The 15,671-nt window shown below is 71.1% G+C and carries 16 protein-coding genes; 7 read left to right on the plus strand and 9 right to left on the minus strand.

Going from position 1 to position 15,671, the window contains the following annotated elements; genetic code table 11:
• Window positions 1–76: 76 nt before the first annotated feature.
• Both BJ991_RS01680 and BJ991_RS01685 read right to left on the minus strand, forming a co-directional pair.
• On the minus strand, window positions 77–2,053 hold the full coding sequence (locus BJ991_RS01680) for a M13 family metallopeptidase (protein ID WP_179486895.1): 1,977 nt from the start codon (window positions 2,051–2,053) through the stop codon (window positions 77–79).
• Between the two features lie 43 nt (window positions 2,054–2,096).
• Window positions 2,097–3,938 (minus strand): lipase family protein, encoded by a 1,842-nt coding sequence (locus BJ991_RS01685; protein WP_343048600.1) that lies wholly within the window; start codon window positions 3,936–3,938, stop codon window positions 2,097–2,099.
• A gap of 107 nt (window positions 3,939–4,045) precedes the next feature.
• On the opposite strand from BJ991_RS01685, the gene BJ991_RS01690 reads away from it, so the two are divergent.
• On the plus strand, window positions 4,046–5,371 hold the full coding sequence (locus BJ991_RS01690) for an MATE family efflux transporter (protein WP_179486896.1): 1,326 nt from the start codon (window positions 4,046–4,048) through the stop codon (window positions 5,369–5,371).
• Between the two features lie 6 nt (window positions 5,372–5,377).
• On the opposite strand, the gene BJ991_RS01695 is transcribed toward BJ991_RS01690, so the two are convergent.
• On the minus strand, window positions 5,378–6,055 hold the full coding sequence (locus BJ991_RS01695) for a TrmH family RNA methyltransferase (RefSeq protein WP_179492383.1): 678 nt from the start codon (window positions 6,053–6,055) through the stop codon (window positions 5,378–5,380).
• Window positions 6,056–6,159: 104 nt separating this feature from the next.
• Between BJ991_RS01695 and BJ991_RS01700 the strand changes: the two genes are divergently transcribed.
• Entirely contained in the window at window positions 6,160–7,536 is a 1,377-nt protein-coding gene (locus BJ991_RS01700) for an Nramp family divalent metal transporter (protein WP_179486897.1), read from the plus strand.
• Between the two features lie 33 nt (window positions 7,537–7,569).
• Window positions 7,570–8,205, plus strand: coding sequence for an iron dependent repressor, metal binding and dimerization domain protein (locus BJ991_RS01705; protein WP_179486898.1), 636 nt, complete (start codon window positions 7,570–7,572; stop codon window positions 8,203–8,205).
• Window positions 8,206–8,234: 29 nt separating this feature from the next.
• Here the strand turns inward: BJ991_RS01705 and BJ991_RS01710 are convergent, their stop codons facing one another.
• A complete protein-coding gene (locus BJ991_RS01710; protein WP_179486899.1) occupies window positions 8,235–8,927 on the minus strand; it encodes a VIT1/CCC1 transporter family protein in 693 nt (230 codons plus the stop codon).
• A 103-nt stretch (window positions 8,928–9,030) separates the two neighbouring features.
• Entirely contained in the window at window positions 9,031–9,996 is a 966-nt protein-coding gene (locus tag BJ991_RS01715; RefSeq protein ID WP_179486901.1) for an SDR family NAD(P)-dependent oxidoreductase, read from the minus strand.
• A 73-nt stretch (window positions 9,997–10,069) separates the two neighbouring features.
• Between BJ991_RS01715 and BJ991_RS01720 the strand changes: the two genes are divergently transcribed.
• The 3 genes from BJ991_RS01720 to BJ991_RS01730 are packed head-to-tail and all read left to right on the plus strand — an operon-like array spanning window position 10,070 to window position 11,636.
• Window positions 10,070–10,879 carry an HAD-IIA family hydrolase gene (locus BJ991_RS01720; protein WP_179486903.1) on the plus strand — a complete coding sequence of 270 codons (810 nt, stop codon included), beginning with the start codon at window positions 10,070–10,072 and terminating at the stop codon, window positions 10,877–10,879.
• Between the two features lie 50 nt (window positions 10,880–10,929).
• Window positions 10,930–11,502: a YdeI/OmpD-associated family protein gene (locus tag BJ991_RS01725; RefSeq protein WP_179486905.1), complete on the plus strand. Its 573-nt coding sequence runs from the start codon at window positions 10,930–10,932 to the stop codon at window positions 11,500–11,502.
• The gene (locus BJ991_RS01730) at window positions 11,499–11,636 is read left to right on the plus strand and encodes a hypothetical protein (RefSeq protein WP_179486907.1); all 138 of its coding nucleotides are present in this window, start codon (window positions 11,499–11,501) and stop codon (window positions 11,634–11,636) included. Before BJ991_RS01725 ends, BJ991_RS01730 begins: the two co-directional genes overlap by 4 nt.
• Before the next feature lie 11 nt (window positions 11,637–11,647).
• On the opposite strand, the gene BJ991_RS01735 is transcribed toward BJ991_RS01730, so the two are convergent.
• The 4 genes from BJ991_RS01735 to BJ991_RS01750 form a co-directional block, all read right to left on the minus strand.
• Window positions 11,648–12,535, minus strand: coding sequence for an RNA polymerase sigma-70 factor (locus BJ991_RS01735; RefSeq protein ID WP_179486909.1), 888 nt, complete (start codon window positions 12,533–12,535; stop codon window positions 11,648–11,650).
• A gap of 10 nt (window positions 12,536–12,545) precedes the next feature.
• Window positions 12,546–13,136, minus strand: a complete 591-nt coding sequence (locus BJ991_RS01740) for a carboxymuconolactone decarboxylase family protein (RefSeq protein WP_179486911.1) — start codon at window positions 13,134–13,136, stop codon at window positions 12,546–12,548.
• An 80-nt stretch (window positions 13,137–13,216) separates the two neighbouring features.
• Window positions 13,217–13,795 (minus strand): orotate phosphoribosyltransferase, encoded by a 579-nt coding sequence (gene pyrE, locus BJ991_RS01745; RefSeq protein WP_179486913.1) that lies wholly within the window; start codon window positions 13,793–13,795, stop codon window positions 13,217–13,219.
• A 104-nt stretch (window positions 13,796–13,899) separates the two neighbouring features.
• A complete protein-coding gene (locus tag BJ991_RS01750) occupies window positions 13,900–14,703 on the minus strand; it encodes a S1 family peptidase (protein WP_179486915.1) in 804 nt (267 codons plus the stop codon).
• Window positions 14,704–14,808: 105 nt separating this feature from the next.
• Between BJ991_RS01750 and BJ991_RS01755 the strand changes: the two genes are divergently transcribed.
• Window positions 14,809–15,666, plus strand: a complete 858-nt coding sequence (locus BJ991_RS01755) for an exodeoxyribonuclease III (protein WP_179486917.1) — start codon at window positions 14,809–14,811, stop codon at window positions 15,664–15,666.
• Window positions 15,667–15,671: the final 5 nt, after the last annotated feature.

The following is a 15,671-nucleotide window of genomic DNA, read 5'->3' on the forward strand; positions in this document are numbered from 1 at the left end:
GAGTCTTCAGTCGGGTTCGGGCGGGTGTCCAGGTCTACGCCGCAGCACGCCGGCCCGCAGGTCGGCGCGCCGTCCGTCACCAGATCGTGACGCGCTCACTCTCGTCGAGCCACAGGGCGTCGTCGGGCGTGACGTCGAACGCCTGATAGAACGCGTCGACGTTGCGCACGATCTGGTTGCAGCGGAACTCGTTCGGCGAGTGCGGGTCGATCGTCAGCAGCCGGATGGTCTCGGCGTCGCGGCCCTTCTGCTGCCAGATCTGGCCCCAGCTCAGGAGCAGCCGCTGGATGCCGGTGTACCCGTCGATCACGGGGCCGTCGGCGTCTTCGTCGTTCTTCGCGAGGTGCAGGCGGTACGCCTTGATCGCGATGCCGAGGCCGCCGAGGTCACCGATGTTCTCGCCGATCGTGAGTGCGCCGTTGACCTTGTACTCGTCGGACAGGCCGACCGGGGTGAGCCCGTCGTACTGCGCGATGAGGGACTTCGTGCGCTCCTCGAACGCGGCGCGGTCGGCATCCGTCCACCAGTCGCGCAGCGACCCGTCGCCGTCGTACCGGCTGCCCTGGTCGTCGAAGCCGTGGCCGATCTCGTGGCCGATGACGGCGCCGATGCCGCCGTAGTTCGCGGCCGCGTCGCGCTCCGCGTCGAAGAACGGATACTGCAGGATCGCCGCCGGGAACACGATCTCGTTCATGAGCGGGTTGTAGTACGCGTTGACCGTCTGCGGCGTCATGAACCACTCGTCCCGGTCGATCGGCTTGCCGACCTTGTCGAGCTGGCGGTCGTGCTCGAAGATGTGCGCGCGGCGCACGTTGCCGATCAGGTCGGCCGGGTCGATCTCGAGCGTCGAGTAGTCGCGCCACTTCACGGGGTAGCCGATCTTCGGCGTGAACGCCTCGAGCTTCGCGAGTGCCCGCTCGCGCGTCTCGGGGCTCATCCACTCGAGTGTCGAGATGCTCTCGCGGTAGGCCTCGACGAGGTTGGCGACGAGCTCGTCCATCGCCTCCTTCGCGGCGGGCGGGAAGTGTCGCTCGACGTACACCTTGCCGACGGCCTCGCCCATCGCCGCCTCGACGAGGCTCACACCGCGCTTCCAGCGCTCGCGGTTGACGGGCACGCCCGTGAGCTGCGTGCCGTAGAACGAGAAGTTCTCGTCGACGAACTCGTCCGACAGGAACGCGGCCGCTCCGTGGACGATGCTGAAGCGCAGCCACGCCTTCCAATCCTCGAGGCGCTCCTCGACCAGCACGCCCCCGAGTCCCTCGAGGAAGCTCGGCTGGTACACGACGACCTCGGCGAACGCGTCGCGGTGGCCGGGCGCGAGGCCGTCGAGCCACGGCTGGAGGTCGACGCCGGCGAGTGCCTCGACCTCGTCCCAGGTCTTGAGGTTGTAGGTCGCGACGGCGTCGCGGCTGCGCACGCTGTCCCAGTGGTGGGTCGCCAGCTCGGTCTCGAGCGCCGTGATGCGGTCGGCGGCGGCCGGCGCATCCGCGATTCCCGCCAGCTCGAGCAGGCGCTCGACGTGCGCGCGGAACGCGATGCGCGTCTCGCCGAAGTTCTCGAGGCGGTAGTAGCTCTCGTCGGGCAGCGACAGGCCGCCCTGGATGAGGAAGGGGAGGTAACGCTGCGGGTTGCCCGGGTCGGGCTCGACGTACAGGTGAACGATGCCGCTCACGCCGTCGCGCTCGAGCTCGCCGAGCGTGCGGAGGAACGTCGGGATGTCGGTGATCTCGTCGACGCGCGCGAGCTGAGCGGCGATCGGCTCCGCGCCGAGCTCGGCGATGCGCTCGGTGTTCGTGAAGCTCGTGTAGAGGTCGCCGATCTTGCGGGTCTCGGTGCCCGGGTCGGCCGCGCTCGCCTCTTCGATGATCGCGTGCACGTCCTTCTCAGCGTGCTCGGCGATGAGGTGGAACGATCCCCAGCGAGCCTTGTCATCGGGGATCTCGGTGCGCTCGATCCAGGCGCCGTTGACGTGACGGAAGAGGTCGTCCTGCGGACGGATGTCGGCGCTCAGCTCGTCGAGAGCGAGACCTGATCGGGCAGCGTCGGTCATCCGTCCAGGATATGCCCCGACGCGATGCGCGGATGCCGCGAGCTCAGGGCCCGCTGCGCACGCAGCCGGGTTCGACCGGGTCGCCGGCGAGGCGCGATCGCGTCCACTCGAGCAGCTCGGGGATCAGGGGCGAGTCGGGCTGCACGAGCGGGACGTGGTCGCGGCCCTCGTACACGCGATAGTCCACCTGCCGGCCCGCCGCGCACAGTCCGTCGACGTAAGCGTCCTGCGTCTCGCGCAGGATGAGCCGGTCGGCCGCGCCCTGCCCGATCAGCAGCGGCACCGCGACGTCGGCGGGCGGCGTGTTGGCCGCCAGGCGCGCCCCGAGCGGGCCGCTCGTGGGGTCCGACGCGAGGATGTCGGGGTCGCGCGAGAGGCCCATGAGCGCGAGCACCGACACGAGAGTGGCTGGATCGGCGAAGCAGCGCGTCGCCATCTCGCGCACCGTCACCTCCGCCCCCGGACGCACGTACTCGCGGTAAGTGACGTCCTCGTACACCTGTGCGTACGCGGCGATGACGAACGACATCACGAGGCTTCCGCCGGTGAGCGACGGCAGGTCTCCGGCGAGCCCCGCCAGGTCGGCCGCCGGGGCGAGCGCCGCGACGCCGTCGAGCGGCACGTCGGGCGCGTACTCGTCGGCGAGCACCCCCGTCCACAGCGCGGCGCCGCCGCCTTGCGAATGGCCCCACACCACTGTCTGCTCACCGAGCCGCGCCTCGTCGAGCTGTCGCGCGGCGCGCACGGCGTCCAGCACGGCGTGGCCGGTCGGCTCACCGATGAGATACGGATGCGGACCCGCCGTACCGAGTCCGATGTAGTCGGTCGCGACGAGCGCCCAGCCGTTCGCGATGACCTCGGGCAGGACGAACAGCGCTCCGGACTCGAAGGGCTCGGGAGACAGTGACGGCGCGCAGTGCTGCGCGACGCCGGTGGTGCCGTGAGCCCAGTCGATCACCGGCCAGTCGCCCTCGCCCTCACGCGGCACGACGACGATGCCGCTCGAGATCGCGGGATGGCCGTCGAGGTTCGTCGTCGTGTAGAGGATCCGCCAGCCGATCGCGTCGTCGGGCACGCCGCGCGTGAACGGCGCCGCGCGGATGAGCTCGCCCGGCTCGTCGGGCACCGTCCGCGGGGCGGCGTAGAAGTCGTCGACCACGGGGCTCGCGCTGCTGATCGAGAGACTGACGGATGCCGCGACCCCCGCCGGCACGAGCGCGAGCACCGCGGCCACCGTGCGCGCCCACCGCCGCCAGGTACGCGGGCGAGGCGCGGCATCCGTCTCGTCCGCGGCAGTGGCGTCACGCCTCTCGCGGGGCCGCAGCGAGACCCACACCACCCCGACGCCGGACATGATCAGGCGTGCGCCGAACACGACGGCGACCACGAGCAGCGTGATGTCGGGCCACGCGAGTGCGAGCACGCCGAACGCGACCCCGGCGACCCCGAAGGCGCCCGATGCCACGCGCGCGTCGGCGGTGATCCCTCGGCGAAACGCCGCGAGCCCCGAGGCGACGCCGTTCAGGATCAGCGCGATCCCGACGACGAGTGCGAGCACGCGCACCGTGAGGCCGGGCCACGCGAGGACGAAGGCGCCCGCGGCGATCCACACTCCTGCGAGCAGGCCCCGCCACCGGGGAGGGCGAGCGCCCGGCTCGACCTCGCCTCCACCCGTCAGCTCGAGGACGCCGGTGAGCACCAGGCCGGCGCCGATGAGCAGCGCGAGCACGCCGAGCGACGTCGTCGGACGGAACGTGATCACGACGCCGAGCGCGATCGTGAGCACTCCGACGGCGACGCGCACCCACGAGGGCAGCCGCGCGAACCAGCGGCGCAGTCCTGCGATCGGATCCATCTCTCCCCCGGCGAGGTTGAAGGCGAGCACCGACGCGTCGAACCTACCCGCGCTTCAGCCCGCGGCCCGGGTGAAACGGCCGATCGCACCGAAAAGCGGCCGCGCCCGGCGTCCCCGCCCGCCTCTAGGCTCGACGCGTGACGACCCGACCCGCGACGCTGAACCGCGCGATCCTGCGCCTCGCGGTTCCGGCGCTCGGGTCGCTCGTCGCCGAGCCGCTCTTCCTCATCGTCGACTCGGCGCTCGTCGGCCACCTCGGCATCGTGCCGCTCGCGGCGCTCGGCATCGCGTCGGCGGTCCTCCAGACGATCGTCGGCCTCATGGTGTTCCTCGCCTACTCGACCACGCCCGCCGTCGCGCGCCGGTTCGGTGCGGGCGATCCGTCACGCGCCGTGTCGGTCGGCGTCGACGGGCTGTGGCTCGCGCTCGGGCTGGGTGCGATCCTCGCGATCGCCGGCTATCTCGCGACACCGCTCCTCGTCGGGCTGTTCGGCGCGAACCCCGAGGTCGCCGCCGACGCCGTCACGTACCTCGGCATCTCGATGTGGGGACTGCCGGCGATGCTCATCGTGTTCGCCGCGACGGGCCTTCTTCGCGGAATGCAGGACACGGTGACGCCGCTGTGGATCGCGGGCATCGGCTTCGCCGCGAACGCTCTCCTCAACTGGCTCTTCATCTACGGGCTCGGGTGGGGCATCGCCGGGTCGGCGTTCGGGACCGTGCTCGCGCAGTGGGGAATGGTGGCCGCCTACGCGGTCGTGATCGGGCGGCTCGCGCGCGAGCACGAGGCATCCGTCCTGCCCCAGAGTCAAGGAGTGCGTGGGTCGGCCCGGTCCGGCGGCTGGCTCTTCCTGCGCACGGTGTCGCTGCGGCTCGCCCTGCTCGCGACGGTCGCCGTCGCCACGATGCTCGGCACCGAGGAGCTCGCCGGCTGGCAGGTCGCGTTCACGATCTTCTCGACCGCAGCCTTCGCGCTGGACGCGCTCGCGATCGCCGCGCAGGCGCTCATCGGCAAGGGGCTCGGCGCGCAGGACGCGCCGTTCGTCCGCCGCGTCCTCGGCCGCACGGTCGCGTGGGGAGTGTGGTTCGGCGTGGTCGTGGGCGCTGCGATCGGAGGCTTCTCCGCACTCATCGGGCTGCTCTTCACGGGCGATCCCACGATCGCGGCCCTCGTGCAGCCGGCGCTCATCGTGCTCGCCGTCGCGCAGCCGGTGTGCGGCGTCGTGTTCGTGCTCGACGGCGTGCTCATCGGCGCGGGCGACGCGCGCTACCTCGCGATCGCGGGAGGGCTCAACCTCGTGCCGTTCCTCCCGGCGCTCGTCGTGCTGGCGCTCCTGCACCCGACGGGTGCGGCAGGGCTCGCGTGGCTCGCGGTCGCCTTCTTCGGCGTGTACATGCTCGCGCGCCTCGCGACGCTCGGCTGGCGCGTGCTTCGACCGGAGTGGATGACCGCCGGAGCGTGAGCCGGCTCAGCGCGCCCAGCGGCGACACCACTCGTACATGACGACCGCTGCCGCCGCACTCGCGTTGATCGATCGGGTGGAGCCGTACTGCGTGATCTCGACGACGGCGGATGCGGCGGCGAGCGCCTCCGGCGAGAGCCCCGGTCCCTCCTGCCCGAAGAGGAACACGCACCGCTCGGGCACCTCGCCGTGGTCGAGGGGCGCCGACCCCTCGACGTTGTCCACGGCGATGATCGGGACGGATGCGGCATCCGCCCACTCCTTGAACGCGGATACGTCCTCGTGGTGCCGCACGTGCTGGTACCGGTCGGTGACCATCGCGCCGCGGCGGTTCCAGCGGCGGCGGCCGATGATGTGCACCTCGGCGGCGAGGAACGCGTTCGCGCTGCGCACGATCGAGCCGATGTTCATGTCGTGCTGCCAGTTCTCGATCGCGACGTGGAACCCGTGGCGACGCGTGTCGAGATCGGCGACGATCGCGTCGACCGTCCAGTACCTGTAGGCGTCGACGACGTTGCGTCGATCGCCGTGCGCGAGGAGCTCGGGGTCGTAGCGCGGGTCGTCGGGCCATGCGGCGGGTCCGCCCGGCCACGGTCCGACGCCGACGGGGAGCTGGGGCTCCGGCTCCGGCGGCTCTGCGGCGGTTCTGGCGGGCCCGGCGGAGGGCTCGGGCCCGTCCGGCACGGATCGGTCGGCGTCGGGCGAGGCGGTCACCGGGCCAGATTACGCGGGCATGCGTGACGGCGCGTCCTCTTTTCGGTGTACCGAAATCACGCTATGGTTTCGGTATGCCGAAAACTGCCGCCCCTGCCAGACAGCGCTCCGGTCGTGCGACCCGCGACGCATTCGAGGGCGGTACGCGCCGGCGTCCCACGATCCCTCGCGTCGCATGGCTCATCGGCCCCGCGCTCGTCGCCGGGGTGGCCTACCTCGATCCGGGCAACGTCGCCAGCAACATGACGGCGGGTGCACGTTACGGCTACCTCCTCGTGTGGGTCGTCGTGCTGGGCAACGTCATGGCGTGGCTCATCCAGTACCTCTCCGCCAAGCTCGGCATCGTCACGGGCCGCAGTCTTCCCGAGACGCTCGGCGGGCGCATCCGCAGCAAGTGGGGTCGGCGCGCCTACTGGCTGCAGGCCGAGCTCGTCGCGATGGCCACCGACATCGCCGAGGTGATCGGAGGCGCGGTCGCCCTCTACCTGCTGTTCGGCGTGCCGCTGCTGTGGGGCGGCCTCATCACGGGCGCCGTGTCGATCGGACTGCTGCTCGTGCAATCGCACAAGGGCGCGAAGCCGTTCGAGTTCGTGGTCATCGGGCTCGTGCTCATCATCGCGTTCGGCTTCACCTACGGCGTGTTCGTCGCCCCGCCGGACCCGATCGGCATCGTCGGCGGGCTCGTGCCCCGCTTCGAGGGCACCGACTCGGTGCTGCTGGCGGCGTCGATCCTGGGTGCGACGATCATGCCGCACGCGATCTACGCGCACAGCGCGCTCGCTCGCGACCGGTTCGCGCCGACCGGTCCCGCCGCCGCCGCCGCACGGGGGCTCGACCGGCCGCCCGCCGCGGAGCCGCTCACGCGGGGCGTCCCGCTCGAAGACCTGCGCGGCATCCCGACGACGCGCCTCCTGCGAGCGACGAAGTGGGACGTCACCATCGCGATGGCGATCGCCGGCACCGTGAACCTGTGCATCCTGCTGCTCGCGGCCGCGAACCTCGACGGCGTGCCGGGCACCGACACTCTCGAGGGCGCCTACGCGGCCCTCGCCACGGGGATCAGCCCGCTCGTCGCGACGCTCTTCGCGGTGGGCCTGCTCGCGAGCGGCCTGGCCAGCACGTCGGTCGGTGCGTATGCGGGTGCCGAGATCATGCACGGGCTGCTCCACATCCGCGTGCCGCTTCTCGCGAGGCGCCTCGTCACGCTGATCCCGGCGCTCGCGATCCTCGCGCTCGGCGTCGATCCGACCCTCGCGCTCGTGCTGAGCCAGGTCGTCCTGTCGTTCGGCATCCCGTTCGCCCTCATCCCGCTCGTCGCACTGACGGCGAAGCGTGACGTGCTGGGACGATTCCGCAACCGCGTCGCGACGACCGTGGCGGGGGTCGCGGCATCCGCCTTCCTCATCGCCCTCAACGGCGTGCTGCTGTGGCTCGTGCTCACGGGCTCATGAGAGGCGCCGCGCCGCGCCGGGTAGCCTGAACCAGTGCCGTCCCCCGCCATCGACGACTACCTCAAGACCATCTACCACCACACCGAGTGGCAGGACGATCGCATCACGCCGTCGCAGCTCGCGTCGGTGCTGGGGCTCGCGCCGTCGAGTGTGACCGAGATGGTGCAGAAGCTCGCGGCGCAGGGCCTCGTGACGCACCGCCCGTACGGTCCCGTGTCACTCTCGCCCGCGGGGGAGAGGCGCGCGGCGAGCGTCATCCGGCGGCACCGCCTCATCGAGACGTGGCTCGTGCGCGAGTTCGGCTACACGTGGGACGAGGTGCACGACGAGGCCGAGATCCTCGAGCACTCGATCAGCGACCGGCTGCTCGAGCGCATCGACGAGCGGCTGGGGCATCCGCGATTCGATCCGCACGGCGACGCGATTCCGGATGCCGAGGGCATCGTCCACCGCGAGCCGTTCGTGCTCCTCTCCCGGGCGGACGCGGGCCACGAGGGCCGGGTGCTGCGCGTGAGCGACCGCGATCCCGCGCTGCTGCGAGCCCTCGAGGACGCGGGGGTCGTCGTAGGGGCGGTCGTGACGGTTGCGGGTGCCTCGGCGATCCGCCTCGACGGGGCCGACGTTGCCCTGCCACCCGATGCGGCCGACGCCGTGTGGTTGACCGCCTGACGCCTCCGCACTCTGGGGTGATCAGGGCGTCAGAAGAAGGCCATGCCGGCGAGGTAGCTGATCCCCATCGTGCCCAGGCCCACGGCGAGACTGCGGATCAGCATCCGCAGTGCCGAGAGCCGGCCGACACCGGCCGCGACGAGCGATGTGAGCGCGAGCGATGCGACCACGGCGGCGAGGATCGCCCACGTCTCGACGGCGACCGGCGCGAGGAACGTGATGAGCAGCGGCACAGCCGCCCCGATCATGAACGCGATCGCCGTCTCGACGCCGGCCCACCACGGAGCCGCCGCCCCCATGACCTCTTCGAGTCCGTGCTCGGCGTCGAGCTGCGCGGCGAGCGCGTCGCGCGCGGTGAGCTGCTGGGCGACCTCGTGCGCCAGCTCGGGACTCAGGCCGCGCGACTCCCAGTGCGCCGCGAGCTCAGCGAGCTCTCCCGCGGGGTCGGCCTCGATCTCCTCCGCCTCCTCGCGCGCGACGGTCAGCTGCGCCTCGCGCTCCGCGGCGACCTCCGCCCATTTCGCGCCACCTGCGCTCAGGCCACCGGCGAGCATCGCGCCGATCGCGGTGTACATGAGCAGCCGATCGCCCGCGCCGGCGCCGGCGAAGCCCTGGAGCAGGCCCGCGGTCGCGATGATCCCGTCGTTCGCGTCGATCGCCCACGAGGTCTCGCGGATGCGCTCGATCATGCGCCTCCACAGCGAGCGCTCCTCCGCGGCCATCGGCGACCTCCCGCGGTCATTCTCACACCGCGGATGCCGCCCCCCGCGGCTCCCCTGCCGTTCCCCGCCGTTCGCGACGAAGCGGAGCGAGCCGGGCGAGAGCTCAGCGCGACCGCACCCGCGCCGCGCGGTCGAACGGCCACCGCACACCGGTGGCCGCCTCGCACGCGGCCCACAGGCGCTCGGCGATCTGGGCGTCCCGCGTGATGCGCGACGCCCGGGCACGGCGCGGCTCGCCGTGCGTGATGTACCTCGGGCCCCAGAACTCGCCGCCCTCGATCGACGGGTCGACGAGCGCTCGCACGAGCGACCACGCGCCGTGCTCCTTCGATTGCGCGATCGCGGCCTGGAGGTTGTCGACGAAGCGCGTGAGCCGACTGGGCTCGTTGACGCCGATGATCCCCGGCGTTCGGCCGCTGGTCGAGTAGCCCGGATGCGCGACGACGCTCGTGACGGGGACGCCGGCCTCGCGCAGGCGCCGGTCGGCCTCGAGACCGAGCGCCGTGGTCGCCGTCTTCGACTGGACGTACGCGCGCCACGCGGAGTAGTCGTCGACGAGCTCGGGGTCGACCGGGTCGTACGGCGTGAGCGACGTCGACATGCTGCCGACCCACACCAGGCGCCCTTCCGACGCGGCGAGCGTGGTCAGCAGCTCGCCCGCGAGCGCGAAGTGTCCGAGCGCGTTGGTCGCGAAGACGAGCTCGTGCCCGTCGAGAGTCGTCTGCCGCTTCTTCGGCGTGTGGACGATCCCGGCGTTGAGCAGCACGCCGTCGAGGTGCTTGCGCGAGCGCACGGTCGCGGCGGCCGCGCGCACCGAGCCGAAGTTGCTCGTGTCGAGGATCATCGTGTCGACGGACGCGCGGAGCGCGGCATCCGGAGCCCTCCGATACACGGCCGCGCGCGCCGCCGACAGCCGGTTCGGATTGCGCCCGGTCATGATGACTCGCGCCCCCGCGCGGGCGAGCTGCTCCGACGCGAAATAGCCCAATCCGGCGTTCGAGCCGGTCACGAGATAGGTGCGGTCGGCGAGGTCGGGAAGCTCCCTCGGGTTCCACTCGGCGCGACTCACGAGTGAAGACTACGGCGCTTTGCGCGGGCGCAGATGCGGATGCCCCAGCAGGCGGCATCGCTAGGCTGAGCGCATGCGGACCCGGGCCGACATCGAGTGCTGGCTGACCGACATGGACGGCGTGCTCGTGCACGAGAGTCGTCCGATTCCGGGGGCGGCCGAGCTCCTCGCGCAGTGGCGCGACACCGGCGTCCCGTTCCTCGTCCTCACGAACAATCCGATCTTCACGCCGCGCGACCTGAGCGCACGGCTCGCGCGGTCGGGGCTCGACGTGCCGGAGGACCGCATCTGGACGTCAGCCCTTGCGACGGCCGACTTCCTGCGGTCGCAGCTGCCCGGCGGCACCGCGTACGTGATCGGCGAGGCCGGCCTGACGACGGCGCTCCACGAGGCCGGGTTCATCATGACCGAGACCCAGCCCGACTACGTCGTGGTCGGCGAGACCCGGCAGTACTCGTTCGAGGCGATCACGAAGGCGATCCGCTTCATCAACGCGGGCGCGCGGTTCATCATCACGAATCCGGATGCCACCGGCCCCACTCCCTACGGAGTCGTGCCCGCGACGGGCTCGTTCGCCGCCCTCATCACGAAGGCGACCGGCAAGGAGCCGTACGTCGTCGGCAAGCCCAACCCGATGATGTTCCGGTCGGCGCTCAACCGCATCGGGGCGCATTCCGAGACAACGGGCATGATCGGCGACCGCATGGACACCGACGTCGTCGCCGGGATCGAGGCGGGACTGCACACCGTGCTCGTGCTCACGGGGATCAGCGACCGCGCGGAGATCGAGAAGTACCCGTTCCGCCCCGACGAGGTGGTCGACTCGGTCGCGGACCTCGTCGTCGGCGACCCGCTCGAGTCGGAGCTCCCCGAGGGTGTCTGACCTGCCCGGGCGCCGGTCGGCGTGTCGGTAGTCCGCGCTATCGTCGGGGGATGGGAGCGCTTGATGATGGCGAACGCGTCGAGGCTCCGGATGCCGCGACCTGGCGCGCCTGGCTCGAAGCGAACCACGCCAGCGCCAAGGGCGTGTGGCTCGTGCGTGCGCGGACCGGCTCCGGCCTGACGCTCGTCGAATACGAGGACGCGATCCAGCACGCGCTGTGCTTCGGGTGGATCGACGGCCCCACACGCACGTTCGACGACGACCGCGGCGGGCTGTGGTTCGCCCCACGTCGCCCCTCGAGTGGATGGGCCGCGACGAACAAGGCGCGCGTCGCGAAGCTCGAGGCGGCCGGGCTGCTCGCGCCCGCCGGCATCCGCGCCATCGAGGTCGCGAAGGCCAACGGAATGTGGACCGTCTTCGACAACGCCGACGCGCTGCGCGAACCCGACGACCTCGCCGCCGCGCTCGATGCGAACGAGACTGCTCGCGCGAACTGGGACGCGTTCCCGCCGTCGGCGCGCAAGCAGGGCATCGCCGCCGTCGACATGGCCCGCAAGCCCGAGACGCGCGCGGCGCGCATCGCGAAGGTCGTGGCGGATGCCACGGAGGGCCGCCGCCCGTGATCAGCGGGTTCGAGCAGGCGCTGCTCTACGGCGTGACGGTCGTGATCCTCGCGGGGACGCTCGTCGTGTGGGTCGTGGCGTACGTGCGCCGCTACGGCAGGAAGCGGGACCGCGACGACGACCCCAGCACCTGAGGGGTCACGGTTCACCGCTCGACCGCGGCCTCCTCGTCGACCCGCCCGAGCTTGTCGGGGTTGGCGACCGAGAAGATCCGCGTGACGAGGCCGTCTTCGATCGTGAGGCTCACGACACCCGCGAGGTGACCGTCGACCTCCAGGCGGATGCCCGGAAGTCCGTTGACCCACGTCGGCTTCGCCACGAGCATGCCCGTGAACTTCGCGAGGCTGCCGGCGAGGTACCGCACGATGTTGTCGGCGCCGTGCAGCGGACGCCGAGCCGCACCCCTCACCTTGCCGCCACCGTCCGCGACCGACACGACGTCGGGGGCGAGCATGTCCATGAGGTCCTGCACGTTGCCCGTGTTGAACGCGGCGACGAAGCGCTCGACCACGGCCTCGTGCTCCTCCGGCGCCACCTTCATGCGCGGCCGGCGCGCGGCCACGTGATCCTTCGCCCGGTGGGCGATCTGCCGCACCGCCGCGGGGGTCTTGCCGACGGCATCCGCGATCTCGTCGTACGGGACGTCGAAGACCTCGCGCAGCACGAAGACCGCGCGCTCCGCCGGCGAGAGGGTCTCGAGCACCGTGAGCGTCGCGATCGAGAGGCTCTCGGCGAGTTCGACGTCGTCGGCGACATCGGGGCTCGTGAGCAGGGGCTCGGGGAGCCATTCGCCGATGTAGTCCTCGCGGCGCCGCGACAGCGTACGCAGGTGGTTGAGCGCCTGGCGCGTCACGATGCGCACGAGGTACGCACGCGGCTCCCGGACCGTGGCGCGGTCCACTGCCGCCCACCGCAGCCACGACTCCTGGAGCACATCCTCCGCGTCGGCAGCCGAGCCGAGCAGCTCGTATGCGACCGTGAACAGGAGTCCGCGGTGCGTGACGAACGGGTCCTCGTGGTCGGCGATGCTCATCGGCCCGAGCCTACGCGGCGTCGCCGACGGGCGTGCGGTCGGCGAGGGCCGGCATGCCGCACGAGTCCGCGAAGTGCTCCGAGCGGATGCCGAGCGCGATGTTCATGCGGGCCGACATGTTCATGAACGCGACGCGCGCGGCGAGCTCGACGAGAGCGGGGGCGCCGAGCTGCGCGAGCAGCTCGTTCGAGAGCTCGTCCGTCACCGCGGGCGGGGTCTGGCTCGCCAGCTCGGCGTACTCCATGACCTGACGCTCGAGCGGGCTGAACAGGTCGGACGAGCGCCACCGCGGAACCTCGCGCACCTTCATCACGTCGAGGCCGCGATGGCGCGACAGGAAGTAGTTGAGGTCGAGGCAGAAGCTGCAGCCGACCGTCGCCGCCGACGCCATCGCGGCGTAGGTGGCGAGTTCGGGGTCGAGCTCGTCCCACTTCTCGACCTTCTGGCCGATGCCCATGGCGTCCTTCATGACGCGCTTGTTCTGCCAGAGGACGCCGACGGAGTCGGGCACGCGACCCATCATCTTGCGTGCGAACGTCTTGACGACCGCGCCGAAGACGCCCGTGATCTCAGCGGCGGGGATGCGGCTGTCGGTGGCCATGTCTTCCTCCATGTCGTGTCTGTCCTACTCGTTGGACATGGAGACACCGGCCGGTGCCGGCGTGTGACAGGTCGTCCGATCTACTGCGGCTCGAGCCCCAGATCGTCGAGGTCGATCGCGGCGAGCCACTGCAGGCCCTCGGCCTCGACGGCGGCCTGCGCACCGGTCTTCCGGTCGACGATGACGGCGACCGCGACGGGCTCGGCGCCCGCGCGCCGCAGCGCCTCGACGGCCTTCAGCGCGGATTGACCCGTGGTCGAGGTGTCTTCGACGACGACGACGCGCTTGCCCGCGACATCCGCCCCCTCGATCTGCCGTCCGCGCCCGTGGTCCTTCGGCTCCTTGCGCACGACGAACGCGTCGAGCGGCTTATGCGTGCGCGCCGACTCGTGCATGATCGCGTTCGCGATGGGATCGGCCCCGAGCGTGAGGCCGCCGACGGCGACGATGTCGTCGACGTCGCGGATGAGGTCGAGCATGATGCGCCCGATCGACGGTGCCGCGCGATGGTCGAGCGTGAGCTTGCGCATGTCGACGTAGTATGTCGCCTGCTTGCCGCTCGCGAGCGTGAAGTCGCCGTGGAAGACCGCCTCGTCCTGGATGAGGGCGATGAGGTACTGGCGGTCGGCTTCGAGCTCAGGCGTGGACGCGACGGTCATGCGCACGAGTCTAGGCGGGGACGGATGCCGTGACCGCGCGGTTCCGACCCAGACGAGGGGCCGGAGCAAACGCGTCGCCCCGGCCCCTCGCCGGCCGTCCTGCGTCAGTTCAGGAATCCACCGATGAACGCGAGGTCGTCCGCGCGGTCGATGCGGTACACGCCGCCCGTGCCGGCGCACGTGACGTTGAGACCGAAGGAGGTCACGCCCGCGAGCTGCAGCGAGTCGCCGATGAACGTCGGCCCGCCCGAGTCACCCGAGCACGTGCCGCCGGTGTGGGCGTTGTTCGACAGCAGGAGCGAGCCGTCACCCGTGAAGCCCGTGTTGATCTGATTGAGCTTCGGGTGCGAGACCATGCGCAGGCGCTCGGCCTGGTCCTTCGATGACGCGGCATCCGGGAAGCTCTTCTGCAGGCCGTAGCCGACTGCGGTGAACGTGACGTCCTGCGTGCCCCGCTTCGTCGCGAGGCTGTCGAGCTGGTCCAGCGCCGGCAGGGTGCCGAAGTACTGCGGGTCGACGTCGACGGGCTCGTCGAGCGCGACCATGCCGAGGTCGTGCAGGTAGAACGCCGCGTCGTCGTACTCGGGGTGCGTGTACGGCGTGCCCGAGACGTCGCCCGTGAACGGGTAGCCCGTCGCCGCGGCGTCGCGGAGGTCGTCGTCGAACCACACCTCGACGTGGTCGGCGCCGAACGTGCAGTGGCCGGCCGTGAGGTAGAGCGTCGGCGAGATCAGCGTTCCACTGCACCGCCAGGCGGGCGCACCGTCCTGGAAGGCCACCATGAGCCCGACGGCGGGGTGGCCGTCGCCGTCAGGCACGCCATTGGTGATGGCCTGTGCCGGCGTGCTGATGGACATGAACAGCAATGCCGCCGCTGCAGCAGCGACAGCGAGCGCGGGTTTGCGCATAGTCACCTCTCCTTGGTGGGTTTGGAAGAGCATGTCACCGCGCGCGCACCGCGACAAGCGTGAAACGCGGACGCGGCGTCCGACGCCCGGAATAGGCTTGAGCCCATGCGCCTGGCCACCTGGAATGTGAACTCGATCCGCGCCCGCGTCGACCGCATCATCGGCTTCGCCGTGCGCGAGCACATCGATGTGCTGGCGATGCAGGAGATCAAGTGCAAGGCCGAGCAGTTCCCCTACGAGGTGTTCGAAGAGGCCGGCTACCACGTCGAGGCGCACGGCTTCTCACAGTGGAACGGCGTCGCGATCGCGAGCCGTGCGCCGATCGAGAACGTGCGCACGGCGTTCCCGGGCATGCCCGGCTTCGCGAAGGGCCACCCTTCGTCAGGCTCAGGGCAGGTGCCGGATGCCCCGCAAGAGGCCCGCGCGATCGGCGCGACGATCGAGGGCGTCGAGGTCTGGAGCCTCTACGTGCCGAACGGCCGCACGCTGCAGGACCCGCACTACTACTACAAGCTCGATTGGCTCGCCGCCCTCGCGGGCTACACGCGCGAAGCCCTCACAGGGGACCCCGACCTTCCGCTCGCATTGGTCGGCGACTTCAACATCGCCCCGACGGATGCCGACAACGGCGACCCCGCCGTCGTGCCCGGCTTCTCCACGCACGTCTCGCCGCCCGAGCGCGAGGCGTTCGCGGCGCTCGAGGCGGCGGGTGTCTCCGACGTCGTGCGCCCGCTCGTGCCGGCCGGCTACACGTACTGGGACTACAAGCAGCTCCGCTTCCCGCGCAACCAGGGCATGCGCATCGACTTCATCCTGGGGTCGAAGGCGTTCGCCGACGCGGTCGCCGGCGCGCAGATCCACCGCGACGAGCGCAAGGGCGAGGCCCCGAGCGATCACGTGCCGGTCGTGGTCGACCTCGATTTCGGCGGACCGGATGACGACGATCGCCCGATGATCTTCTGACCCGC

Origin of the sequence: Microbacterium immunditiarum (genome assembly GCF_013409785.1) — a bacterium.
GTDB lineage: Bacteria > Actinomycetota > Actinomycetes > Actinomycetales > Microbacteriaceae > Microbacterium > Microbacterium immunditiarum.